This is a genomic window from Methylovorus sp. MP688 (assembly GCF_000183115.1).
Classification (GTDB): domain Bacteria; phylum Pseudomonadota; class Gammaproteobacteria; order Burkholderiales; family Methylophilaceae; genus Methylovorus; species Methylovorus glucosotrophus.
Map to the genome: position 1 here is coordinate 861,840 of NC_014733.1, position 22,518 is coordinate 884,357.

23 protein-coding genes are annotated in these 22,518 nt (G+C 57.2%); 5 read left to right on the top strand and 18 right to left on the bottom strand.

Going from position 1 to position 22,518, the window contains the following annotated elements; translation table 11 throughout:
- Positions 1-2 precede the first annotated feature (2 nt).
- Complete coding sequence (locus MPQ_RS04255) at positions 3-1,376, bottom strand: phosphomannomutase/phosphoglucomutase (protein WP_013441659.1); 1,374 nt, start codon at positions 1,374-1,376, stop codon at positions 3-5.
- Positions 1,377-1,512: 136 nt separating this feature from the next.
- Here MPQ_RS04255 and hemN point away from each other — a divergent pair, with 136 nt between their 5' ends.
- On the top strand, positions 1,513-2,916 hold the full coding sequence (gene hemN, locus MPQ_RS04260) for an oxygen-independent coproporphyrinogen III oxidase (RefSeq protein WP_238525343.1): 1,404 nt from the start codon (positions 1,513-1,515) through the stop codon (positions 2,914-2,916).
- A 100-nt stretch (positions 2,917-3,016) separates the two neighbouring features.
- On the opposite strand, the gene iscX is transcribed toward hemN, so the two are convergent.
- The 3 genes from iscX to MPQ_RS04275 are packed head-to-tail and all read right to left on the bottom strand — an operon-like array spanning position 3,017 to position 5,845.
- Positions 3,017-3,211, bottom strand: a complete 195-nt coding sequence (gene iscX, locus MPQ_RS04265; RefSeq protein ID WP_013441661.1) for a Fe-S cluster assembly protein IscX — start codon at positions 3,209-3,211, stop codon at positions 3,017-3,019.
- A gap of 27 nt (positions 3,212-3,238) precedes the next feature.
- Positions 3,239-4,306: an NADH:flavin oxidoreductase/NADH oxidase gene (locus MPQ_RS04270; RefSeq protein WP_013441662.1), complete on the bottom strand. Its 1,068-nt coding sequence runs from the start codon at positions 4,304-4,306 to the stop codon at positions 3,239-3,241.
- 15 nt (positions 4,307-4,321) lie between these two features.
- Positions 4,322-5,845 carry a fumarate hydratase gene (locus tag MPQ_RS04275; protein WP_041362030.1) on the bottom strand — a complete coding sequence of 508 codons (1,524 nt, stop codon included), beginning with the start codon at positions 5,843-5,845 and terminating at the stop codon, positions 4,322-4,324.
- Positions 5,846-6,190: 345 nt separating this feature from the next.
- Here MPQ_RS04275 and glyA point away from each other — a divergent pair, with 345 nt between their 5' ends.
- From glyA to MPQ_RS04295, 4 genes are all read left to right on the top strand, one after another.
- Entirely contained in the window at positions 6,191-7,438 is a 1,248-nt protein-coding gene (gene glyA, locus MPQ_RS04280) for a serine hydroxymethyltransferase (RefSeq protein WP_013441664.1), read from the top strand.
- Positions 7,439-7,602: 164 nt separating this feature from the next.
- The gene (gene nrdR / locus MPQ_RS04285; RefSeq protein WP_015829640.1) at positions 7,603-8,085 is read left to right on the top strand and encodes a transcriptional regulator NrdR; all 483 of its coding nucleotides are present in this window, start codon (positions 7,603-7,605) and stop codon (positions 8,083-8,085) included.
- Between the two features lie 4 nt (positions 8,086-8,089).
- Positions 8,090-9,196, top strand: a complete 1,107-nt coding sequence (gene ribD, locus MPQ_RS04290; protein ID WP_013441666.1) for a bifunctional diaminohydroxyphosphoribosylaminopyrimidine deaminase/5-amino-6-(5-phosphoribosylamino)uracil reductase RibD — start codon at positions 8,090-8,092, stop codon at positions 9,194-9,196.
- A gap of 48 nt (positions 9,197-9,244) precedes the next feature.
- On the top strand, positions 9,245-10,012 hold the full coding sequence (locus MPQ_RS04295; RefSeq protein ID WP_013441667.1) for a TatD family hydrolase: 768 nt from the start codon (positions 9,245-9,247) through the stop codon (positions 10,010-10,012).
- 225 nt (positions 10,013-10,237) lie between these two features.
- Here the strand turns inward: MPQ_RS04295 and MPQ_RS04300 are convergent, their stop codons facing one another.
- The 14 genes from MPQ_RS04300 to MPQ_RS04365 all read right to left on the bottom strand — a co-directional run bounded on the left by MPQ_RS04300 (position 10,238) and on the right by MPQ_RS04365 (position 22,474).
- Positions 10,238-10,732: a hypothetical protein gene (locus tag MPQ_RS04300; protein ID WP_013441668.1), complete on the bottom strand. Its 495-nt coding sequence runs from the start codon at positions 10,730-10,732 to the stop codon at positions 10,238-10,240.
- On the bottom strand, positions 10,707-11,084 hold the full coding sequence (locus MPQ_RS04305; RefSeq protein ID WP_013441669.1) for a type II secretion system protein: 378 nt from the start codon (positions 11,082-11,084) through the stop codon (positions 10,707-10,709). Before MPQ_RS04305 ends, MPQ_RS04300 begins: the two co-directional genes overlap by 26 nt.
- On the bottom strand, positions 11,084-11,548 hold the full coding sequence (locus MPQ_RS04310) for a prepilin-type N-terminal cleavage/methylation domain-containing protein (protein ID WP_013441670.1): 465 nt from the start codon (positions 11,546-11,548) through the stop codon (positions 11,084-11,086). The genes MPQ_RS04305 and MPQ_RS04310 overlap by 1 nt, the downstream gene beginning before the upstream one ends.
- Positions 11,549-11,565: 17 nt before the next feature.
- Complete coding sequence (locus MPQ_RS04315; protein WP_049821926.1) at positions 11,566-13,461, bottom strand: secretin N-terminal domain-containing protein; 1,896 nt, start codon at positions 13,459-13,461, stop codon at positions 11,566-11,568.
- A gap of 38 nt (positions 13,462-13,499) precedes the next feature.
- A complete protein-coding gene (locus MPQ_RS04320) occupies positions 13,500-14,048 on the bottom strand; it encodes a hypothetical protein (RefSeq protein WP_013441672.1) in 549 nt (182 codons plus the stop codon).
- Positions 14,045-14,608, bottom strand: a complete 564-nt coding sequence (gene pilO, locus MPQ_RS04325; RefSeq protein ID WP_013441673.1) for a type 4a pilus biogenesis protein PilO — start codon at positions 14,606-14,608, stop codon at positions 14,045-14,047. The genes MPQ_RS04320 and pilO overlap by 4 nt, the downstream gene beginning before the upstream one ends.
- On the bottom strand, positions 14,596-15,120 hold the full coding sequence (locus tag MPQ_RS04330; protein ID WP_013441674.1) for a hypothetical protein: 525 nt from the start codon (positions 15,118-15,120) through the stop codon (positions 14,596-14,598). Before MPQ_RS04330 ends, pilO begins: the two co-directional genes overlap by 13 nt.
- Positions 15,117-16,061 (bottom strand): hypothetical protein, encoded by a 945-nt coding sequence (locus MPQ_RS04335; protein ID WP_013441675.1) that lies wholly within the window; start codon positions 16,059-16,061, stop codon positions 15,117-15,119. The genes MPQ_RS04330 and MPQ_RS04335 overlap by 4 nt, the downstream gene beginning before the upstream one ends.
- On the bottom strand, positions 16,042-17,793 hold the full coding sequence (locus MPQ_RS04340) for a GspE/PulE family protein (RefSeq protein ID WP_013441676.1): 1,752 nt from the start codon (positions 17,791-17,793) through the stop codon (positions 16,042-16,044). The genes MPQ_RS04335 and MPQ_RS04340 overlap by 20 nt, the downstream gene beginning before the upstream one ends.
- On the bottom strand, positions 17,790-18,977 hold the full coding sequence (locus MPQ_RS04345; protein WP_013441677.1) for a type II secretion system F family protein: 1,188 nt from the start codon (positions 18,975-18,977) through the stop codon (positions 17,790-17,792). Before MPQ_RS04345 ends, MPQ_RS04340 begins: the two co-directional genes overlap by 4 nt.
- 137 nt (positions 18,978-19,114) lie before the next feature.
- Complete coding sequence (gspG, locus tag MPQ_RS04350; RefSeq protein WP_013441678.1) at positions 19,115-19,540, bottom strand: type II secretion system major pseudopilin GspG; 426 nt, start codon at positions 19,538-19,540, stop codon at positions 19,115-19,117.
- Between the two features lie 15 nt (positions 19,541-19,555).
- Complete coding sequence (locus tag MPQ_RS04355; RefSeq protein ID WP_013441679.1) at positions 19,556-20,419, bottom strand: hypothetical protein; 864 nt, start codon at positions 20,417-20,419, stop codon at positions 19,556-19,558.
- Positions 20,420-20,500: 81 nt separating this feature from the next.
- Positions 20,501-21,457 carry a hypothetical protein gene (locus tag MPQ_RS04360; protein WP_013441680.1) on the bottom strand — a complete coding sequence of 319 codons (957 nt, stop codon included), beginning with the start codon at positions 21,455-21,457 and terminating at the stop codon, positions 20,501-20,503.
- A gap of 81 nt (positions 21,458-21,538) precedes the next feature.
- On the bottom strand, positions 21,539-22,474 hold the full coding sequence (locus tag MPQ_RS04365; protein ID WP_238525344.1) for a hypothetical protein: 936 nt from the start codon (positions 22,472-22,474) through the stop codon (positions 21,539-21,541).
- Between the last annotated feature and the right edge of the window lie 44 nt (positions 22,475-22,518).

Sequence of the window (22,518 nt, forward strand, 5' to 3'; positions counted from 1 at the left end):
GTTTAAAAAGGCAGATGCACGTGCGGCGCTGCCGCCAGAATCACACTGCGGAAGGCTTCCTGAATACGGCGCAGTGCGGCTTCGTCATCGGCTTCAAAGCGCAACACGATCACCGGGGTGGTGTTGGATGGGCGCATCAGACCAAAGCCGTCCGGGTATTCCACGCGCAGACCATCAATGGTGATGACTTCGGTGGCGCCCGCGAATTCAGCGGTCTTTTGCAGGCTGGCGATCAGCGCATGCGGCTCGCCTTCATTCATGTGTATGTGTTGCTCAGGCGTGCTGACGCTGTCTGGCAATGCATTCAGCAGCGCGGAAGGGTCGGACGAGCGGCTGAGGATTTCCAGCAGGCGCGCGCCGCTGTAGAGGCCATCATCAAAACCGAACCAGCGCTCCTTGAAGAATACATGGCCGCTCATTTCGCCTGCGAGGGCGGAGCCGGTTTCTTTCATTTTTGCCTTCACCAGCGAGTGGCCGGTTTTCCACATCAGTGGCAAACCGCCGCGTGCCTTGATCCAAGGCGCGAGGTTGCGTGAGGATTTCACGTCATAAATGATGGTGGCGCCGGGTTCGCGCTGCAGGACATCTTCTGCAAACAGCAGCAGCTGACGATCAGGGTAGATGATCTTGCCATCCTTGGTGACCACGCCCAGGCGGTCCCCATCGCCATCGAATGCCAGGCCGATTTCGGAGCTGCCTTTGCCGAGGGCGGCAATCAGATCCAGCAGGTTTTCCGGCACGGAAGGATCAGGGTGATGGTTGGGGAAGTGGCCATCGACCTCGCAGAACAGCTCTTCCACCTCGCAACCCAGAGCGCGGTAGAGCTTGCCCGCGTAGGCGCCAGGCACACCATTGCCGCAATCGACGGCAATGCGCATGGGGCGGCTCAGCTTGATGTCAGAGGCAATGCGGTTGATGTAGTCATCGGCAATGTCGTAATCACTGGCCTTGCCACTGCCGCTGGCAAAGTCCTGTTGCTCAATGCGGGTGCGCAAACGCTGGATGCTCTCGCCAGAAAGGGTTTCCTCGGCGATCACCATCTTCAGGCCGTTGTAGTCAGGCGGATTGTGGCTGCCCGTGACCATGACGCCACAGCCGGTCTTGAGCTGATGCGCGGCAAAATACACCATAGGCGTTGCCACCAGGCCCAGGCGTATGACATCCACCCCTGTGCTGAGAATGCCGCGTGCCAGGGCTTCCGCCAGCTCGGGGCCGGAGAGGCGGCCATCGTAGCCTATGCAAATGGCTTTTTGCTGCAGTTTGGCAGCCTCGCTACCGATTGCCTTGCCGATTTGCTCGACAATCTCGGGAGTCAATGTTTTACCGACAATACCGCGGATATCGTAAGCCTTGAAAATCTCTTTTGGTGCAAGCATGCGACGTGCCCTTTGCTGAATGGAATTGCTCCTATTCTAAACGGGATTCCGATATCGCGGCTTGCTCAAATCGGGCAATACCGCGGGCAATAGTCCAGATGGATTAAGGCTGGAAAATTTTAACCATAAATATATAATGGTTATTATGGAATTCCCGACCTCACTCGTGCACAAATACAGCAAGGCCGCGCCGCGTTACACCTCGTATCCCACGGCCTTGCATTTCCATACCGGCTTTGATGCGGCAGACTGGCAGCATGAGCTGCAAGCCAGCCGTGACAGCGGGCGCGATATCTCGCTGTATGCGCATATCCCGTTTTGCGACACGCTCTGTTATTACTGCGGCTGCAATATGGTGGCCACGCGCGATTACAGCAAAGCCGAGCGTTACCTGGAGGTATTGCTGCAAGAGATGGCGCTGGTGGCAGACACTGCCTCAGCTGATCGCCTGGTGCGTCAGATGCACTGGGGTGGTGGCACGCCTACTTATTTAAAACCGGATGATCTGGTGAAGCTGCATCAGGCATTTGCTGGTCGTTTCCGCATGGCAGACGATGCCGAAATTGGCTGCGAAATGGATCCGCGTGAACTGTCGCGTGCGCATGTGGATGCACTGGCCTCCTGCGGATTCAACCGCCTGAGCCTGGGCGTGCAGGATCTCGATCCGCAGGTGCAAGAGGCCATCAACCGCATTCAGTCGCAGGATCTGATCGAGCAGGTGTACGGGTGGATACGCGATGCCGGGATCAACAGCATCAATTTTGACCTCATCATTGGCCTGCCACACCAGACCCCCGAGCGCTTTGCCCATACGCTGGATGCGGTGATCGCGATGGCGCCGGATCGACTGGCCGTTTTCAATTACGCGCATGTGCCGTGGATGAAGAAGCATCAACGCCTGATACCAGAAGCGGCATTGCCGACGCTGGATCAGCGCCTGGAGTTGCTAAGAATGACGCTGGATCGCCTGACGGCGGCGGGCTATGTGCATATCGGCATGGACCACTATGCCAAACCCGAGGATGAACTGGTACGTGCCCAGCAGCAAGGGAGCTTGTATCGCAACTTTCAGGGCTACACCACGCACAAGGATTGTGACATCCTGGCCCTGGGCGCCTCGGCCATTTCGCAAACGGAAAACGCCTATGCGCAAAATACCAAGGTGCTGTCAGAGTATCGGGATGCGGTGACGGCAGGGCGGCTACCGATTGAACGTGGCTTGCAAGTAACTCCCGAAGACCAGCTGCGCCGCGCGGCCATTACCCAGGTGATGTGTGAGTTACGCCTGGATAAACGCGCATTTTCAGCGGCATGGAATATCGATTTTGATGACTATTTTGCTGCGGCTTTGCCTCAGATGGAGGAGATGCAGCAGGATGGTTTGCTGGCATTGCAGGGCGATGAACTTCGCGTGAGCGAGATTGGTCGTTTGTTTCTGCGCAATATCGCCATGCTGTTTGATGGCAGGCAGATGGAGACCAAGCCTCTGAGCAGCGATCAGACCATTCAGGTGCAGCCGCGCTATTCCAACAGCATCTGAATTGCCACCTGGGCATAGAGGAATTCTGACGAATCCCGCCACGTTAAGCGTGGTCACTGGTCAAGCAGCGACTACGCTTAACGCTGGTGATACGGGGGGGCTATTCTGCCTCTTCTATCCAGGCCAACTGGATCGCTTCCAGTATCTTTTCGCCGCATTTTTCCGGCGCATCGTCAAACTCCTCCAGATCCAGCACCCATTGATACAAATCGGTAAAACGGATGGTCTTGGGATCAATATCCGGGTGTGCGTCATACAGCGCTTCAGCGATGCGCAGGCTGTCAGTCCATTTCATGCGGGTTTCCTTGCGTAAGAGTGAATATCAAAAACTTTTGGCACGCTCGTACTGCAGCGGCCATGGGTGGTCTGCCCGTAATTCGCGCGCGGCATGCAATGGCCAGTGCGGGTCGCTCAACAGCGTACGCGCCATGAAAATCACATCGGCCTGATGCGTGGCGAGAATATGCTCGGCCTGGGTCGAGGTGGTGATCATGCCGACGGCACCACTGGCAATGCCGGCTTCATTGCGAATACGGCTGGCAAATTCGGTCTGATAGCCAGGCCCGGTGGGAATCACGGCATCGTAAATCAGGCCGCCGCTGGAGCAGTCAATCAGATCAATGCCGATCTCCCTGAGCCAGCGTGCGAATTGCACGGACTGGGCGATATCCCAGCCGCCTTCTATCCAGTCGCTGGCGGAAATGCGCACGAACACAGGTTTATCCTGCGGCCAGAAGTCGCGCAGGCGCTTCGCGATTTCCAGTGGCAGGCGGCAACGGTTTTCCAGAGAGCCGCCGTATTCATCGTCGCGCTGATTGGCAAGCGGCGACAAAAATTCATGCAGCAGATAGCCGTGTGCGCAATGCAGTTCAATCACGTCAAAGCCCGCGGCCAGCGCTCGTTCAGCCGCTGCCATAAACGCATCCGAAATGCGGGCGATGCCTGCTTTATCCAACGCTTGTGGCGTTGCATGCTGCGGGCTGAATGGTATGGCGGATGGTGCGACGGTCTCCCAGCCACCCTGCGCGACAGGTATGCCCGTGCTGCCTTCCCAGGGGCGGGTCGACGAAGCCTTGCGTCCGGCATGTGCCAGTTGAATGGCGGCCGCGGCGCCTTGTCCATGAATGAAATCCACAATGCGATGCAAGGCATCGCGCTGGGTGTCGTTCCACAAGCCCAGGCACTGCGGCGTAATACGACCTTCCGGCAGCACGCCGGTGGCCTCCACCATCACCAGCCCGGCCCCACCGCGGGCAAAGCTGCCCAGATGCACCAGATGCCAGTCATTCGGCATGCCCTCAATGGCGGAATACTGGCACATGGGCGATACAAAAATGCGGTTGCGGATGGTCAGCTCGCGCAGCGTGATGGGAGTAAAAAGATGGGCCATGACGGGACTCGCTTCCTAGGCAGTAAAAATGGGGATGTCGGCAATCTTTGGACGCCATTCTGCCGGGCCGGTTTCATGCACCGAATGGCCCTGGCTATCTACGGCTACCGTCACCGGCATGTTTTCCACGGTGAATTCATACACCGCTTCCATCCCCAGATCAGCAAACGCCACCACGCGCGCCGCTTTGATGGCGTGCGAAATCAGATAAGCGGCACCGCCGATGGCAATCAGGTACACCGATTGATGGCGACGTATGGCATCTACCGTCGCTTCACCGCGCTCGGCTTTGCCTATCATTCCCAGTAACCCGGCTTCACCCAGCATGGTGTCGGTGAAGCGGTCCATGCGGGTGGCGGTGGTCGGGCCGGCAGGGCCGATGACTTCATCGCGCACCGGGTCTACCGGGCCGACGTAATAAATAAAGCGGTTATGAAAATCCAGGCCATCCGGCAAGGGCTGGCCGGAGGCGAGCAGGTCGACAATGCGCTTATGCGCGGCATCGCGCCCGGTCAGCAATTTGCCGCTCAGCAGCAACTGTTCGCCCGGCTGCCATTGCAGGATGTCAGCTTTGGTCAGGCTGTCCAGGTTCACCTGGCGCATGGGCGTGCCTGATTCCTGCGCAATCTGCGGCCAGTCTTGCAGGCGTGGCACCGGCAATATGGCCGGGCCGCTGCCATCGAGCGTGAAATGAATATGACGCGTGGCCGCGCAGTTGGGGATCATGGCGACCGGTAGTGAAGTGGCGTGCGTGGCGGTTTGCAGGATTTTGACATCCAGTACCGTGGTCAGGCCGCCCAGCCCCTGGGCGCCTATGCCTAGGCGATTCACTTTTTCGTAAAGTTCCAGCCGCAACTCTTCGGCGCGGTCCGCCGGGCCGCGTGCCCGCAGTTCATGAATATCGATAGGGGCAAACAGCGATTGCTTGGCCAGCAGAACGGCTTTTTCTGCCGTGCCGCCTATGCCTATGCCCAGCACGCCCGGTGGGCACCAGCCGGCGCCCATGGTGGGCACCGTGCGCAATACCCAGTCGACGATATTGTCCGAGGGCTCCAGCATGGCGAGCTTGGCCTTGTTTTCCGAGCCGCCACCCTTGGCGGAAATGTTGATCTCGACTTTGTCGCCCGGCACCAGTTCCACATGCACCACGGCAGGCGTGTTGTCCCGTGTGTTCAGGCGCTTGCCTGCGGGGTCAGAGACGATGGAGGCGCGCAAGCGATTGTCCGGATCACCATACGCCAGGCGCACGCCTTCATTGACCATCTCTTGCAGACTCAGCTTCGCATCCCATTGCACCTGCATGCCAACCTGCACAAAGGCCACCACGATGCCGGTATCCTGGCACAGCGGGCGCTGCCCCTGCGCGCACAGGTAGGAGTTGATGAGGATTTGTCCCATGGCATCGCGTGCAGCGGGGGCGGGTTCGCGTTGCCATGCCTCATGCAGCGCCTGCAAAAAATCAGGTGAGTGATAGCAGGCAATGTATTGCAGGGATTGGTAAATGCTCTGTATGAAGTCGTCTTGGCGAATCGTGGTCATGGAAGCGCTCGGGGATAAATGCTTGGCCATTATAGCGCTCAACAAGGACCTCACAAAAAAAGACCGCTGTGCGGCCTAAGCCATGCACAGCGGGTGAAGAGACCTATGAGATATACGTCAGGAGATTGCCATTAGCTGTATCGCAAGGCGCGTGCCAGATATTTTTTGATTTTTAATCAATGGCTTGAGTTCGGCGCTCGGTTGCCTGGTGGTTGTAATCAGCCACATGGCTGTATATAGCCACCAACGATGCACTGCGCAATGAGTGAAGCGTATTCATTCTTTAAGTGGCTGATCATGTTAAAATTCTGCCTATTTACTTTTTAAGCCCTTGGAAAATTGAACATGTTTAGCACGGCAAAAACCCTGAACGTCGCAGATCCTGAACTTTGGCAGCATATTGAAGCCGAGCGTCAGCGCCAGGATGAGCATATTGAACTGATCGCCTCTGAAAACTACACCAGCCCTGCTGTCATGCAGGCGCAAGGTTCTCAGCTGACCAACAAGTATGCTGAAGGTTATCCAGGCAAGCGTTTTTACGGTGGCTGTGAGTTTGTCGACCAGGTAGAGCAACTGGCGATTGACCGTGTGAAGAAGCTGTTCGGTGCTGAATATGCCAACGTGCAGCCGCACTCCGGCTCTCAGGCCAACCAGGCTGTGTATTTCTCTATCCTCAAGCCAGGCGATACCGTCATGGGCATGAACCTTGGCCACGGTGGTCACCTGACTCACGGTTCCCCAGCCAACCTGTCCGGCAAGCTGTTCAACATCGTGCCTTACGGCCTGAACGACAAGGAAGAAATCGATTACGACGAGATGGAGCGTATTGCCATCGAGTGCAAGCCCAAGCTGCTGATTGGCGGTGCTTCTGCCTATGCCCTGCGCTTTGACTGGGCACGCATGGCCGAGATCGCCAAAAAGGTGGGCGCTTATTTCATGGTCGATATGGCGCATTACTCCGGCCTGATCGCCGCTGGTGTTTACCCTAACCCGGTACCCCATGCTGATTTCGTGACATCCACCACCCACAAGACCCTGCGCGGTCCACGTGGCGGCATCATTCTCGCCAAGGCCGAGTTTGAAAAGTCCCTGAATTCCAATGTGTTCCCATCCCTGCAAGGCGGCCCGCTGATGCACGTGATCGCAGGCAAGGCCACGGCTTTCCTCGAAGCATTGCAGCCAGATTTCAAGGCTTATCAGGAACAAGTACTCAATAATGCCAGCATCATGGCGCAAACTCTGGCAGAGCGCGGTCTGCGCATTATCTCCGGCCGTACCGAGTCGCATGTGTTCCTGGTGGACCTGCGTCCCAAGAACCTGACCGGCAAGGCGGCGGATGCTTACCTCGGCCAAGCCCACATCACCGTGAACAAGAACGCGATCCCGAATGATCCGGAAAGTCCGTTTGTTACCTCCGGCATACGTATCGGTTCGCCAGCCATCACCACCCGTGGCTTCAAGGAAGAAGAAGCCCGTCTGGTGGCCAACCTGATTGCCGATGTGCTAGACAACCCGACCGATGAAGCCGTGATTGCTGCGACCAAGGCCAAGGTACACGCCTTGACCAGCCGCTTCCCGGTATACGGCGCTTAATTCCCGCCCATCTTCATCGCGACACATGAAAGGGGACATGTGAAACATCAGGCTGAGGCGTCCGTATCCATGGAGGAGGCTAAACCTCGTTCATGGGCAGAATGCCTGTCGCCTGGGTTTCATCCCTTTCACCGCGTTGCGTTTAACCTGCCTGGTCAACTCTCATGAAGTGTCCTTTTTGCGGTACCGATGACACCCAGGTCATTGATTCCCGGGTGAATGAAGAAGGCAACTCCATCCGTCGCCGTCGCCGTTGTGCGGCCTGCGACAAGCGTTTTACCACCTACGAAACCGCCGAGCTGCATCTGCCGCAAGTGGTCAAGCAGAATGGCAACCGCGAGGAATTCAATCGCGACAAGCTGCGGCTTTCCTTTACCCGTGCCTTGCACAAGCGCCCCGTGCCCACCGAATATGTGGACCGCGCCATTGAGCACATCGTGCAAAAGCTGCTGGCCAAGGGCGAGCGCGAAATCATGGCGCGCGATCTCGGCGAGAGCGTGATGCAGGAGCTGCGCCTGATGGACAAGGTGGCCTATGTGCGCTTTGCCTCGGTGTATCGCAGCTTCCAGGATGTCGACGATTTCAGCGATGTGATTCGCGACCTGGACAAGCCCCACCGTCGCCTGACGGACCCCGCCGGAGAATAAGCCCGTGTTCAGCGCGCTGGATCATCAGATGATGGCGCGAGCCCTGCGGCTGGCAGAGCAGGGCCTCTACACCACCACTCCCAACCCTCGTGTCGGCTGCGTGATCGTCAAGGACGGTCAGATTGTCGGCGAAGGCGCGCACCTCAAAGCCGGCGAGCCGCATGCCGAGGTACATGCCCTGCGGCAGGCAGGCGATCTGGCGCAAGGCGCCGATGCCTATGTCACGCTTGAACCCTGCAGCCACCATGGACGTACACCGCCCTGCGCTGACGCCTTGATCAAGGCCGGTGTGAAGCGCGTGGTCGCCGCCATGCAAGACCCCAACCCCCAGGTTGCCGGAAGCGGTTTGCAACGCTTACAGGCGCAAGGCATTGCCGTGCAGTCCGGCTTGCTGGAAGCGCAGGCGCGTAGCCTGAATGCCGGATTCATTTCGCGCATGACGCGCCGCCGTCCGTTTGTGCGCAGCAAGATCGCCGCCAGCCTGGATGGCGCCACCGCCTTGCAAAATGGCATCAGCCAATGGATTACCGGCCCTGAGGCCCGCAAGGACGTGCAACACTGGCGCGCGCAATCCTGCGTCATGCTGACTGGCATAGGTACCGTGCTGGCCGATGACCCGCAACTCAGCGTGCGGGATGAGGCCGGAGAACTGCAAGGCCGCCAGCCGCTACGCGTGATTGTGGATAGTCATCTGCAGATTTCACCGCAGGCGCGCATTCTGCAAGGTGGCAATGCCCTCATCGTCTACGGCAGCGCCAGCGCGGACCGTATTGCGGCCCTTTGCCAGCATGGAGTAGAGCTGATGCACTTGCCCGACCATCAGTCACGCGTCAGCCTCGATAGCCTGCTGGAACTCCTGGCGAGCCGTGGCATCAATGAAGTGATGGTGGAAGCCGGTGCCACGCTGAATGGGGCTTTGCTGCATGGCGGACTGATTGATCAGCTGATTCTGTATTACGCCCCCAAGTTGCTGGGTGCCGATGCCCGTGGCATGTTTGGACTGCCTATGTTGCAAAGCATGGCGGCCCGCATTGATCTGGATATTACCGACATGCGGCAAATAGGCCGCGACATCCGTTTGCTGGCAACGCCGCACTCACCACAACCCTGAATCACCAAGGTCCGCTACACGGACACCTCACCCCGGGAGAAGCCGCGCGTGCTTGTCGATACCCATTGCCATCTTGATGCGTCAGAGTTCGATGACGACCGGGCAGACATCGCCGTGCGCGCGCAGGATGCTGGCGTTGCGCGCATCGTGGTGCCGGCGGTAGAGGCGGCAAATTTCACTATCGTGCAGGCATTGGCCGCCGAATTTCCCTGGTGCCGCTACGCGCTGGGCATACACCCACTGTTTATTGCGCGTGCCAAAGAAGAGGATATCGATGCGCTGAAACAGCAGCTGGAGCAGCGCCTGCCCGTGGCGATTGGCGAAATCGGCCTCGATCTCTTCATCCCCAACCCGGATATCGAACGCCAGCAAGCTTTTTTCGTGGCGCAGCTCAAGCTGGCGCGTGATTTTGATCTGCCCGTCATCCTGCATGTGCGCAAATCCAGCGATCTGATCCTCAAGCACTTGCGCCGCATAGGCGTAAAGGGCGGCATTGCCCATGCCTTCAATGGCAGTTTTCAACAGGCAGAGCGCTTTATGGAGATGCGCTTCAAGCTCGGCTTTGGCGGCGCCATGACCTATGACCGCGCCCTGCATATCCGTGAGCTGGCCCGGAAACTGCCGCTGGAAGCCATTGTGCTGGAAACCGATGCCCCCGATATTGCGCCCGAATGGCTGGGACATCGTGGCCGTAACAGCCCGCACGAGTTACCTGCCATTGCTCAGGTACTGGCGGATTTGCGCGGCCTGCCGTTGGCAGAAGTCATTGCTGCGACAGGCAAAAATGCCCTGGAAGCCTTGCCTGCGATAGCCTAGTTATGCACATGAGCTCATGTGCTACATTAACTTGAAGCGAAAAACCTTAACAATCCAATGACATAACATAAACCATTGATTTTAAATGGTTATTTATAAGACTATTTTTTAGGCGTTTTAAAAAATCCCTTACGGCAGCCATAGTTACATTTTTAAGTCACAGCTGTTCACAGTTTTATCCACAGAAATTGTGGATGGATAGTTGAGTGCGGGTGAACCTTACTCCTACTGATCGGTGAGCGGTACCAGGGAATGTGCAAACACCCATTCACTGTACGTCTGTTTTTTTTCAAAATCTTTGTATCGTGTTGGAAAACCGTAGCGTTTTATCGGGCGCTGTACCCCAAGACTATAGACACCCATGATGTTATTGAACTGATCAAGCACTAGCCCCCAATCCTCGGCACCGGTCATAGGGTCACGAGGTATTTTGCGAAGATGGCGTTTTGTGTTGGGGAAGCGTGTATCGTTTAACAAGGCACTCAACGACGCAGGGTGTTGTTTTACCAGACCAGGGGATTGATCATAATATTGTTCGATGGCTTCTCTTAGCTTGTCGCCTGTTTTCAGCAATTCTTTTTCTCGTTGCCGCTGAGCGTCTTGCGAATAGACCAACGCAGCCTGACTCAACATTAATCCTATCAGTACAAGCAACACCAGCAACCATAGCAAGGCATAGCCTGCCAGCGTCTTCTTACCAGTCCGAATAGGCACTGCCATCCTCCGCAATATCAGTTGAGCCGCTGTGTATATCGTAAATTAAGCCTTTTGTTTCCGGGTCCGCAGGGGAAACGACAGTCCAGGTTTGGGTGCTTTTGGTGATGGGGTCTTCCGGGATGCTGCGCAAGTATTTTCCCTGGACCAAGTCTTCCAGCGTTTCTGGATATGCGGCGTTGTCGGCGTAGTACTTGTCGATCGCCTCCCGCATGGTGATCAGATCATGCTTGAGCGAGGTTTCCTGAGCGCGGCTGATCGTATCGAAGTAACGGGGCGCTACCAGACTGAGCAGTGTGGCGATGATCGCCAGCACGACCAACACCTCAATAAGCGTAAATCCCTTGCGTTTATGCATCACCACTCCCGGTAAGGCCGTTTGTCCAGCCCCTTGTCACGTGAAAGCGAGTAGACGTCATATACATCGTCGCCAGGCTGCGGTTCATCAAATGAGCTGGCATAACTGCGCTTGCCCCAAGTCGCTTCAGGGTCTGTTTCGCTCGCCGGGGCAAAAGGGTCTCGCGGGATGCTACGCAGAAAGTAGAGCTTGCGCTTTTTAGGGTCGCGCTGGTTTTCTACGCCTTTCACCAGGGTCTGCAAATTCGGCGGATAACCGGACTGCTCAGGATTTTTCTTGATTAATCCTTCGTCCCCGGCTTTCTTGTAAGCATCCAGTGCATCGCGAATCTGCCACAGCGCCCGTCGCAATTCCTGTTCTTTGCTGCGCTTCATGGTCATTTGCACCATGGGCGCTGCCGAACTGAGAATGAGGGCGAGCAATACCAGTGTGACTAGCAGTTCAATCAGGGTGAAACCCCGCATACGTGGCATTTTCATGATCAAGGAGCAGGAGGAGCACTGATCTGGTCAATTGGCCGCATCACGGCAGCGGCTTTTTCGTCCCGTGCATTGCCTGCTTGGTTATCCTGAACTTGTGGCGTAACGATGACTTGCGTCTGAGAGCCAAGATCTTGTGCAGCCCGTCCTGTCTTGCTTGTGCCGCGGTCCACGCCTGCCGGGAAGGCGGTGTACATGGCATCTGCCGGAGTAATGTTGCTGATGATGCGGGGTGTGATCAGCAGGGCGATTTCCTTTTTGGTGCGATCGGTGTTGCGGTCGGTGAACAGTTTGCCGATCAGCGGCAGGTTGGCCAGCCCCGGTACCTTGTTGGAAATCTTCTGTTCGTCATCGCGCAGCAGGCCCGCCAATACCTGTGTTTCGCCGTTTTTGAGGCGAAGCATGGTATTGGCGTTACGCGTGCCTATGGTATAGGTCACGGTGCCTGAGCTGGAGGTGATCTTGTCGGTCTGGTTGCTGACCTCGAGGCCCACCTTGATCGAAACTTCGTCATTCAGCAGCACGGTAGGCTCCACATCCAGCTTGATGCCCACCTCGATATAACTGACCGACTGCGACACAAAGCCGGTGGAGTTGGCGATGCTGGTCAGCACCGGGATACGGTCACCCACGTGAATCTTGGCTTTTTCACGATTTTTGACACGGATGCGCGGATTGGCCAGCAGGTTGGTGTCGGTATCCTGCTGCAAGAGATTCAGCGCCAATACCGGGTCGCTGATGCTGAATACCCCAAGGTCCGAGTTGAAGTTTTTAAGCTCACGCACAGTCAGCTCACCTGGGCTCAAGGTCGTGGTGCCATTCACCGTATCGCGACCCTGCACGCCCACACTCACGGCGCTGGGGTAACGGATGCCGATGGCTTCCAGGCTGCGGCGGTTGATCTCCAGCACTTCCACCTCCAGCACTACTTCCGGCTCTGCCATGTCCTGCGACATGATCAGCTTTTCGGCGGTGCGGATCGCCTCGGGCGTATCGCGCATGACCAGCGTGTTCAGCTTTTCATCGATGTAAACATCCTTGCTTTTCACCACGGTCTTGATCATGTTCATGGCTTTTTTGGCCTCGGTATTGCCGAGGTAAAAGCTGCGCACATACATTTCCTGGTATTCCTGGCTGCGGCTCAGGGGGTAGATCATCAGCGTATTGTCATTTAGCACCTTCTTGGCCAGCTGGTTGCTGGTAAGGATTACTTCGATGGCGTCTTCAATGGGCGTATTGCGCAGGAACAGGCTGGTGCGCTGGTCATTCGGCATGTCGTGGTCGTAGGTAAAGTTGATGCCCGCCGCCTTGGAAATAAACTCGAACACCGACTTGATCGGCACATCCTTGAACTCCAGGGTGATGGGCTGCTTGAACGCCGACTTGATCAGTGGCGGGTTGGCAATCTTGTCGATGCGTTTCTGTTCGATATCTTCAAACATGGCCCGCGCCGCCACATGGTTGCTTTCTTCCGCCAGCACGGCGCGGGTGATGTTCTGCGCGCCCTCGCTATCGCCAGCCTTGAGCAAAGCCTGCGCGCGCTGCAGCATGGCATCGTGACGGGCCGCATTGTTGAGCTGGCGCAAGCCTTCCTGCGCACGCTGGTTCTGATTGTCCAGGGCCAATACGCGGTAATAGCCTGCCTCGGCTTCTGTCATGCGGCCTTGCTGCTTGTTCTGGTCGGCTTCTTTCAGCAGCAGGGTCAGCTGCATGTCCTGTTGCTGTTTCAGGTAGGCGCGGTACTGCGGATTGTCGGGGAAGGTGCGGAGCAGCTCGCGCAGGCGGGCGATGCCGCCTTCAATATCTCCGGCATTTACCAGCTTGCGGGCTTCCTGAAATTCGGCATTGCCTTGCTGCACCTTTTTTTCCTGCGCGGAACAGGCGGCCAGCCCCAGCATCAATGCAACAACAACAGCGCGATAAGGGCGGGGCAATTTCAATTGATATCTCCAATCATCATGGGAACTTCGGTATTCAATGGGCGGTAGCTCATGATCATCTGCGGCGGCTCTATGCGTTTTACCTGCCATTTGCCGATGACATCGCCTTCGCGCACGGTGTAATTCAATGCGCCCTTGCTGAGAAACACCGTCAGCTGGCCGTTGTTAACCAGCTTGCCCGCATAGATGAATGGCAAGGCCGGCGTTTGCGGCACGGGTGGAGCTTCCTGCGCCTGGGCAGACTCAGGGGGCTCTGGCATTTCCAGATTGAACAGGTTGGGAATAGGCTCATCGCTGGTGCGTTGGCTCAGCTTGCGGATATCCAGTTCGTCGTTATCCGCGGCTTCCTCACCGCGCGAGCCGGAGGCGAATACCTGGCGTTCGGGTTTTATTGCGGTAGCGGGCTTGCCAGGTTTGCTGACCTTAGGCCTTGCCGCGGCAACATCCGCTTCAGGTTCGTTGATGGATGTCCACACGGTGGCGCCCAGTGTCAGCGCCAGGCCCAGCCAGATCGCATATCGGGAAACAGGCGTGCGTTCGCTCATGACTGACCCCGCTGCAAAAATACGGTAAAGCGCAGACGGGCTTCCAGTGCTTCGGTATTGATATCCTGGCGTTTCAGCGTGATCTCGTTGAGCGCCGCTGATGGTATGCGCTGCAATACCTGGTTGGCAAAGCTGCGTATCTGCACATAGTTTCCACGCACTGGCAGGGTGATCTGATAACGGGTAAAGGCCGCGGCTGGGCTGCGTGCCAGAGAGTAGTCGGCTTTTTCCGGTACCAGTTGATGCTCGGTGGCGGTGGTCAGTATGACGCCCAGCAGGCGGGTGGCTTCTTTTTCCGCGGGCAAAAAGCCATAAAAGGTATTGAGCGTGGCCTGTGGGGAGCGATCCACAAAGCGGGCCTGATGTTGTGGCATGGTGGCGCGCAAGACGTCCAGCTCCTGCTCACGCTGTGCCAGATGCGTATTGCCTGGCACCAGCCAGCCTAGTACCAGGGCCGCGCTGATCACCAGCAGGACCAGCCCGAGAAGCCCCTGCCAGCCCAGCTGGCGCGCCTGGTACTGCAGCCAGGCCATGATGGCATGCTGGTTTACTGTACCCATGCGGCCTCCACAACAAAATGCACGGGCATGGGGCTGCCTTCGCTGCGTTCATGGGTCAGTAAAAACACATCCTGCAATACCGGTTGTGCTGCCAGTTTTTGCACGTAGCTCAGCATGCCTTCCACGTCCATCGCCTCGGCGGTAATGCGGATTTTTCGCAGCCTGGCATTGGGCTCAATCGCCAGCAGCTTGACCTCGGGCGTATTCAGGCCTTCCAGGGTTTTAAACAGCGGCCGCCAGGGCAGTGCCAACTCGGCCATCACGGTTTTTACCGCGGCAATCTCATCGCGCTTGGCGGCGTTTTCCTTGCCACTCAGCGAGAGACTGCTGGTGTTGCGGCGTGGCTGCTGCCATTGCTGCAGATCCTGTTCCAGCTTGCGCTGCTGTTCGTCAAGTTGTTGCCAGGCAATGCCGGTGGCGACAGCGGCCGCGCCGCCGATCAGCAACAGCAGACGGGCAAGCGAGGTTTGCGCGTGGGCAGGGCGCCCATGATTGAGTACCAGGGTTTTCATGATGCGGTCTCCGCCAGCCCAGGCTGGCGTACAAAAGGAATTTCACGGCTGAACTGCTGCAGCGCACGGCCACTGATATGCACGCGCGGCGCACCCGGTTCAGCGCTGTAGACGACCACAGGCCATGGCTGGCTATCGAGCCCGGCCAATATCGCATCCCGCTGAATCAGGGCGGGCAGGGCGTCAACATGGGCACTGTGGCACTGCACGCTGCGCCATTGCTTGTCCTGTTGCAGCAGCACGGCAATCCGCCCCTGCTCCAGCACCGCGAGGCATAAGCCGGATGCGCTGGTATTGCCGCGCTTGCCTTTGCCTGCACGCTTGCTGCGCTGGCGAGCGGTCTCGTTAATGGCCTGCATCAATAGTGGGTGTATGTGTTGCAGCCGCATGCCCGCTTCGGCGAAACAGTGCTGCAAGGCTTGCAGCAGGGCGGGGTCGACGCCACTGGCGATGGCGGCCTGTCCATAGCCCGTCGGGCTGACGCGCAGATCCCATTGCCGGGCAGGCTCGCCATAAGCCTGGGTAAAGCAGTGGCGCACAAAGGCGTGTTTTTCTTCCGGCCGGCTGAGGCTGGCGTTCCAGGGAATCAGCACATAGCGCACCAGATGATTGGAGAGCACGACACGCGGCTGGCAGCCTTGCCAGGCCTGATCGCGTAGCGCCAGAGCCAGTTGGGTGAGGGCGGCTTGCCAGATGGCAGGGGCGGGTATGCCGGCATCACCGGCCATGGCAGGGGACGGGCGGGCAATGGTGATCACGTCTTCGCATATCACGCGCTGTTTGCGCCAGCCACCCAGGCGCGTCAGCACCAGCTGGTGCGGCTGTACCAGCACGCGCAATTCGTCGCGCCCCAGCTTGCCTATGAGCGGCAGGCGCGAGAGCAGGCCAGAGGCGCCGCCTGTGTAAAGGCCAGAAGATATGTTAGACCAGCGAGGTGACACGGTTGATCTCCAGTAAGGTAGTTTCGCCACGCCGCACCATATCCAGCGCGGCTTCGCGCATGGTGCGGGTACCGTTGGCGCGGGCGGCTTCCTTTACCTTGCGCACGGGTTCGCGGGTGACGATCAATTCGCGGATCAAATCATTGAATACCAGCAATTCGGCCACCGCCTTGCGGCCCTTGTAGCCAGTGCCGTGGCAATGGCCACAGCCCTGCCCGCTGCGGAAGTGAAAGCTGGGCAGCATGTCAGCAGTTACGCCGGATTTGGCCAGCAGCTCGTCGTCCGGCATGTCATCCACCGCGCAGTGCGGGCAGATGATGCGCACCAGCCGCTGCGCCATGATGCCGTTGATGGCAGACACAAAGCTGTAGGGGTCGACGTTCATGTTGGTAAAGCGGCCGATCACGTCAAACACATTGTTGGCGTGCACCGTGGTCAGTACCAGGTGGCCGGTGAGGGCAGACTGCACGGCAATCTGCGCGGTTTCGGAATCGCGGATTTCGCCCACCATGATCTTGTCCGGGTCGTGCCGCAAAATGCTGCGCAGGCCGCGGGCAAAGGTCAGGCCTTTTTTCTCGTTAACGGGAATCTGCAGCACGCCAGGCAGCTGATATTCCACTGGGTCTTCAATGGTGACGATCTTGTCCTGGCCGTTATTGATTTCGGAGATGATGCCGTACAGCGTGGTGGTCTTGCCTGAGCCAGTGGGGCCGGTGACCAGCAGCATGCCGTAGGGCTCCTCGGCCAGCAGGCGGAAGCGCGCCATGATGGATTCTTCAAAGCCCAGCACTTCCATGCTGAGGCCCTTGGCCTGATCGGTGACGGCCTTGCGGTCCAGAATCCGCAACACGGCATCTTCGCCAAACACGCTGGGCATGATGGACACGCGCAAATCCACTTCGCGTCCCATGGCCATGACCTTGAAGCGGCCATCCTGCGGCACGCGGCGCTCGGCAATATCCAGCTCGGACATGACCTTGATGCGTGAAATCGCCTGCTCGGCCTGCGTTATCCCCTGCACGCTGCCCACCATGTTCAGCACCCCGTCGATGCGGTATTTGATGGTGAGGCCGTGGGGATCGGTTTCCATGTGGATATCGCTGGCACCGGCCTTGAGCGCGTCATACAGCGTCGAACGCACCAGCTTCACCACCGGGCTGGTGTCTTCCGAGATGGAGCGTAGCGAAATATCTTCTATGCCGCTGTTGCCGCTTTCGGCATCGCCATGCTCCGGCAGAATGCCATCCATGGCACGCATGCTTTCTTCAAAGCGGGCGAGGTAGGCGGCAAAATCCTTGCGGTGCGCCAGTGCCCAGTGGGCGGGCTCCGCCAGGCGCAGCTCCATGCGGCCATGCAGGTAAGGGTCCAGCGGGTTGGCGCAGACCATATGCAGCTGGCCGTCATCATCGCGCAGGGCAACGCATTCCTGCTTGCTGGCTTCGGCATAGGGCAGCAGGGCAAAATCCGGTGTCAGCAAGTGCAGCTCGGCCATGGGCAATACGGGGTAATGCAGCAGGGCGCCCAGTGCCTGGGCAAAGCTATCGGCATCCAGCGCCGAGAGTTCTTCCAGCACATCCAGCACATGGCGCTGGCTTTGGCTGGCAAGCTGGCGTGCCTGCTCTACCTGTGCCAGTGTGAGTTGGGCAGGCGGGCTCATGATGTCGTTACCTGTGCTTTGCGCGGCAAGCTGATCAAGCGCGGGCGATAACATGGCGTCCAGAGGTTGGTTCATTGAATATTCCCCGCCAGTTCAAAAATCGGCATATACATCAGCACCACCACCACGCCGATCACCAGGCCGATCACCACCATCAGCAAGGGCTCCAGCAGGCGGGTAAACCAATCCACAGCACGGGCGATTTCTTCATCGTAAAACACGCCTATGCGTTCCATCATCTCGCCCATGCGGCCGGTGCGTTCACCCACGCGCAGCATGCGGATGGCGATGGACGTTGTCATGCCATGTTCTTCCATGGCGCTGGAGAGTGGCTTGCCTTCGCGAATGTCGCGCTCGACCAGGGCCAGACTATTGCGCAGTGCTGGTTGCAACAGCGAAGACACCATCTGCATCGCGGTGACCAGCGGAATGCCGCCGCGCAGCAGCATGCCCAGCGTGCGGTAAAAACGCGCCAGCTGATAAATGCGCATGGTTTCGCCCAGCGCGGGGATCTTCCACACCTGATTCATGATGGCGGCCCGCACGGCCTGGCGGCTCAGCACATAGCCCAGCACGCTCACCACGGCAATAAATCCGAGAAACACCTGCTGGCCGTGCTCTTGCAGCAAACGGCCCCAGGCCAACAATACTTGTGACATCCACGGCAGGTCATTGCCTGCGCTTTCATAAATCGTGCTGAACTTGGGCACGACATAACCCAGCAAAAACAGCATCACCAGCCCGCCGACAATAATCAGCAGTACCGGGTAAATGGAGGCGGTGACGATCTTCTTGCGCACGGCATCCAGCTGACCCTGATACGTCACATGGCGGCCCAGTGCCTGCACCATGTCGCCCGTGCGTTCGCTGCTGCGGATCAGCGCCACATACAGCGCGGGGAATACCTGTGGAAAGCGCTCCAGTGCGCTCGATAGCGGCAGGCCTTCATACAGCGCGGCCATGACTTGAGTCAGGATGGTTTTGGAGTCGGCATTGGCTTCTTTTTCTGCCAGCGCCTCTATCGCCTCCACCAGGCTCAGGCCCGAATCCAGCAGCGACAATAACTCCTGGCTGAACAGCATCAGGTTGAATTTCTGCTTGCCCAGGCCACGCGCCACCGCCAGCTTGCCCTGCGCCTTGGTCGCCAGCACGCTATAGCCTTGAGCCTCAGCCTGCAGCTGGGCTTGTATCGCATCGCTCGCATCCAGCACCAGCGATTGAATCTGCTGCCCGCGGGCTACTTTCAGTTCAAATTTCATGGCAGCTCAACTCTCATCACGCTTCAATTTCATATACTTGAAAGGCATATCCACAAATCGCGCCCCATGTCAGCGCGTTAACTGCACACATGCATTTCTGTGTCGCTTTACCACACCTGCGGTAGGCCACCTGGCCGCTACCAGTTCACCACATCGGCAAACTCATCATTGCCGCCGGCCTGGCCATCCTTGCCAAACGACCACAGGTCAAATTCCCCATGCTCGCCCGGATATTTGTATTGATAAGGCTTGCCCCAGGGGTCATTCGGCACGGTTTTCTGCAGATAAGGCCCTTGCCATTTCGGTTCATCAGACGGCGCGCTATTCAGCGCTGCCAGCCCCTGCTCCGTGGTCGGGTAATGCCCGGTATCCAGCCGGTATTGATCCAGTGCCTTGCCCAGCGCATCAATCTGCGCCTTGGCCGTTTTCACTTCCGACTTGCCAATCTGCGCAAAATATTTAGGCCCGACATAACCCGCCAGGAGGCCGATGATGACCATGACGACGAGGAGTTCCAGCAGGGTGAAGCCAGCGTTAGCGCGTGGGCTTAAGTGGTATTTCATGCGAATTCCTTGTAATTACTGGCTGATGATGGCGCCCGGCGGAGCATAGCCCGGTAGCGAGATTTCGATGGCATCCTGCCCCTGTCCGGTAGAGCGCAGGCGAATAGCTCCCTCATACTCGCGCGGCTCTGCTGTCGCACATTCCGCTTTGACGTATAGGGTTGAGGTGTAGGGGTAGCTAGTACCGTCAGGATCCTGGGGATTGACATCGGTTGTGAAGTCAACCCAGTTGTCATTAACGGCAGCTTCATGGTCGTGAATGGCAATGGGTTTTTCATTGGCCTTGGAAGGCAGTTTTGGTAATGCGCTATCGCCAGGCATATGGCGTACAGAGGTAAACGTGCGCCCAATGCGGAATACCACCTCGGTTTCACGTGCAGCACGCGGATGGTTGGAGAAAAAATAGGCTGCTTCTACGGATTTACCGGCGAAGCCGCCGCGCACAACGTCATTCAATTCAAACGATTTGCCATTTTTCAGCGTGATGTTTTTTAGCTGGACATGCGTGCCATACAAACAGAACCCATTCTCCGGATTGCGCCAGAGGGTATCGCTGACAGTTGCTACATCGGGATCGGCCTGAACATATTTCTCAGGGACCAGGGCAGATTTTGAGGTATAGGCGACGAGTTTGTATCCTGCGAGCGGGGCCCGCATCACATCACGCATCATGGCCTCGGTGTATACCGCGCATTCGTTTTCTTCAGACGCTGAGGGAGGTGTACTCAAGCCTAGGCCAAAGTCCCCGGTGGTATTGCAGATGCGATAAGCAGATTCACTAAATCCAGCTATCGGAATATCGACAAATCCTAATTTTGCATGTGCCTGATGACTGGTTATGATCAATGAGGTTAACAATAACAAGTGGTTTGTATTCATTTGCTCTACAACATCCTTTTTTCATCTAAACCCTGACGCATCCGCGCCAGGGGGCTTGCGTAACAGTGATTCAACAAAGGTTTAAAAACTGGTATTTGCCCCCGCTGGAACAAAACCAATAGTGCTGATGGTGACCCATGGCTGGGTTTCCTGGCCGGTCTGACGAATTTTCACGCTGTTCGGCAGGGCGACAGGAGGAGCTGAGCTGCATGTACTGCGGACATACATCACGGAGCTATCCGAGGCGGATGCTCCATCTTCATCCGCACCCCCGGAAATATCCAGGGTGAAATCTACCCAGTTAGCGCTGATAGCAGCGGTTTGCTGTGCAGCTGTTGGGTTACCAGGAGGGGTTGGGTAAGTTTGGCCTACGCCATTGATCTCGGTGCTGGCTGCCGGTGCACCACTGGTGAGTGGCTGAGCCAGATAGCCTGTCGCAATAGTGTTTGGGTTGAAATAATTTGCCTGCATTTGTACTGAGGTGTGGGTGCGGCCGATACGGAAGATAGGTGAGTACTCAACAACACTAGGAGGCAAGTAATATCCGGCCTGCAGACTGGTGGAGTTGTTAAAACCCGCAAATGCTATGTCATTGACGGCGAGTTTTTGTGATCCTGTGCGTTGCGGGTGGTAGTCAAAGTCGGCTGCCGCCACGGTGTTCATGCGCAGACGCTTGGCAAAGATGCATTCGGTGTTGGCGGCATTGCGGAATACACGTTCATCCATGAATGCAAGTGATTGGCCGTTGGCCGTGATCGTGCGGGTCAGTGATGTACCGGACACCAGAGTAAAGCCACTTACCGGTGAAGTGTTGATATTGCTGGGGAATACAGCGCAGGTGTTGTTGGCACCCGCAGTTGGAGGAGTGTGGGTGACAGAACCAAAATTGCCCGTCTGGTTGCATAAAGTATAGGCAGAGGTGCCACCACTGGTTACGAAACCCGTGGCGGGTAGAGCGACCAGCCCAGTAGCGTGGCTGGCGGTGGGGATCAAATACAGCGCTATGAACAAGACAGGGTGAACATTCAGTCGTTTCATTATTACGCTCCTTAAATTTGGTTACCCAACCTTCTGGCACGAATGCCAGAAGGTGGTTCTCAGAAACGAGAATTCACTACATTAGAAGCTGGTGTTAGCGCCTGAACGTGCAAAACCAGTTGTGCTAATCGTGACCCATGGTTGAGTCTCTTGGCCGGTTTGGCGAATTTTCACGCTATTAGCCAGCGCAACCGGTGCTGCAGATGTGCATGCAGCACGCACATACAGCATGGAGCTGTCTGGCTCGGTGGTACCGTCCTCATCCTCACCGCCGGTGATATCCATGGTGAAATCAACCCAGTTGGTGCTGATCGCGGCAGTTTGCTGCGCAGCTGTTGGGCTACCTGGGAAGGTTGGATAAGTTTGGCCTACACCATTGATTTCAGTGCTGGCTGCTGGTGCGCCGCTGGTGAGCGGTTGTGCCAGATAACCTGAAGCAATATTGGCAGGATTGCTGCCATCTGCTTGCATTTGCACGGAGGTGTGAGCCCGGCCGATACGGAAGACAGGCGAATCTGAAATGTTGGTGAAGTAATAGCCTGCCTCAGGGGTTGTCGTGCTGCTGAACCCAGCAAGCGCTACATCATTCACTTCCAGTTTTTGAGCGCCAGTCAACTGCGGGTTGTAATCGAAATTGGCGCTGGCGGCAGTGTTCATACGCAGACGCTTGCCGTAGATACACTCCGTGTTGTTGGAATTGCGGAACACGCGCTCTTCAAGGGTGCCAAGAGTCTGGCCATTGGCTGTAATGGTGCGGGTTACCGAAGTGCCAGAAACCAGCGTAAAACCAGAAACAGGCGAAGTGTTGATATTGGACGGGAACACAGCACAAGTGTTGTTTGCACTTGTTGTTGGTGCAGTGAAGTCATCCGAACCAAAATTGCCAGTCTGGTTGCACAGTGTGTAGGCAGAAGTGCCCCCGGCAGTTGAAAACCCTGTAGATGGGAGACCAACCAGACCGGTAGCTTGGGCAGCGCCCGAGACCACACCCAGAACGGCAACAATAGCGGCATGCAAAGACAAGTTTCTCATTACTATCTCCTATAGTTACAATAGGCAGG

Bases quoted from the DNA above. Each gene is read 5' to 3' on its own strand.
- glyA (WP_013441664.1), top strand. From the start codon at position 6,191: ATGTTTAGCACGGCAAAAACCCTGAACGTCGCAGATCCTGAACTTTGG.
- MPQ_RS04340 (WP_013441676.1), bottom strand. From the start codon at position 17,793: ATGAACCAACCTCTGGACGCCATGTTATCGCCCGCGCTTGATCAGCTT.
- MPQ_RS04300 (WP_013441668.1), bottom strand. From the start codon at position 10,732: ATGGCAGTGCCTATTCGGACTGGTAAGAAGACGCTGGCAGGCTATGCC.
- iscX (WP_013441661.1), bottom strand. From the start codon at position 3,211: ATGAAATGGACTGACAGCCTGCGCATCGCTGAAGCGCTGTATGACGCA.
- MPQ_RS04330 (WP_013441674.1), bottom strand. From the start codon at position 15,120: ATGAAAACCCTGGTACTCAATCATGGGCGCCCTGCCCACGCGCAAACC.
- pilO (WP_013441673.1), bottom strand. From the start codon at position 14,608: ATGGGTACAGTAAACCAGCATGCCATCATGGCCTGGCTGCAGTACCAG.
- MPQ_RS04310 (WP_013441670.1), bottom strand. From the start codon at position 11,548: ATGCGGGGTTTCACCCTGATTGAACTGCTAGTCACACTGGTATTGCTC.
- MPQ_RS04255 (WP_013441659.1), bottom strand. From the start codon at position 1,376: ATGCTTGCACCAAAAGAGATTTTCAAGGCTTACGATATCCGCGGTATT.
- MPQ_RS04345 (WP_013441677.1), bottom strand. From the start codon at position 18,977: ATGAAATTTGAACTGAAAGTAGCCCGCGGGCAGCAGATTCAATCGCTG.
- MPQ_RS04355 (WP_013441679.1), bottom strand. From the start codon at position 20,419: ATGAATACAAACCACTTGTTATTGTTAACCTCATTGATCATAACCAGT.
- hemN (WP_238525343.1), top strand. From the start codon at position 1,513: ATGGTTATTATGGAATTCCCGACCTCACTCGTGCACAAATACAGCAAG.
- nrdR (WP_015829640.1), top strand. From the start codon at position 7,603: ATGAAGTGTCCTTTTTGCGGTACCGATGACACCCAGGTCATTGATTCC.
- MPQ_RS04270 (WP_013441662.1), bottom strand. From the start codon at position 4,306: ATGGCCCATCTTTTTACTCCCATCACGCTGCGCGAGCTGACCATCCGC.
- MPQ_RS04275 (WP_041362030.1), bottom strand. From the start codon at position 5,845: ATGACCACGATTCGCCAAGACGACTTCATACAGAGCATTTACCAATCC.
- MPQ_RS04315 (WP_049821926.1), bottom strand. From the start codon at position 13,461: ATGCTGGGGCTGGCCGCCTGTTCCGCGCAGGAAAAAAAGGTGCAGCAA.
- gspG (WP_013441678.1), bottom strand. From the start codon at position 19,540: ATGAAATACCACTTAAGCCCACGCGCTAACGCTGGCTTCACCCTGCTG.
- MPQ_RS04305 (WP_013441669.1), bottom strand. From the start codon at position 11,084: ATGCATAAACGCAAGGGATTTACGCTTATTGAGGTGTTGGTCGTGCTG.
- MPQ_RS04320 (WP_013441672.1), bottom strand. From the start codon at position 14,048: ATGAGCGAACGCACGCCTGTTTCCCGATATGCGATCTGGCTGGGCCTG.
- MPQ_RS04360 (WP_013441680.1), bottom strand. From the start codon at position 21,457: ATGAAACGACTGAATGTTCACCCTGTCTTGTTCATAGCGCTGTATTTG.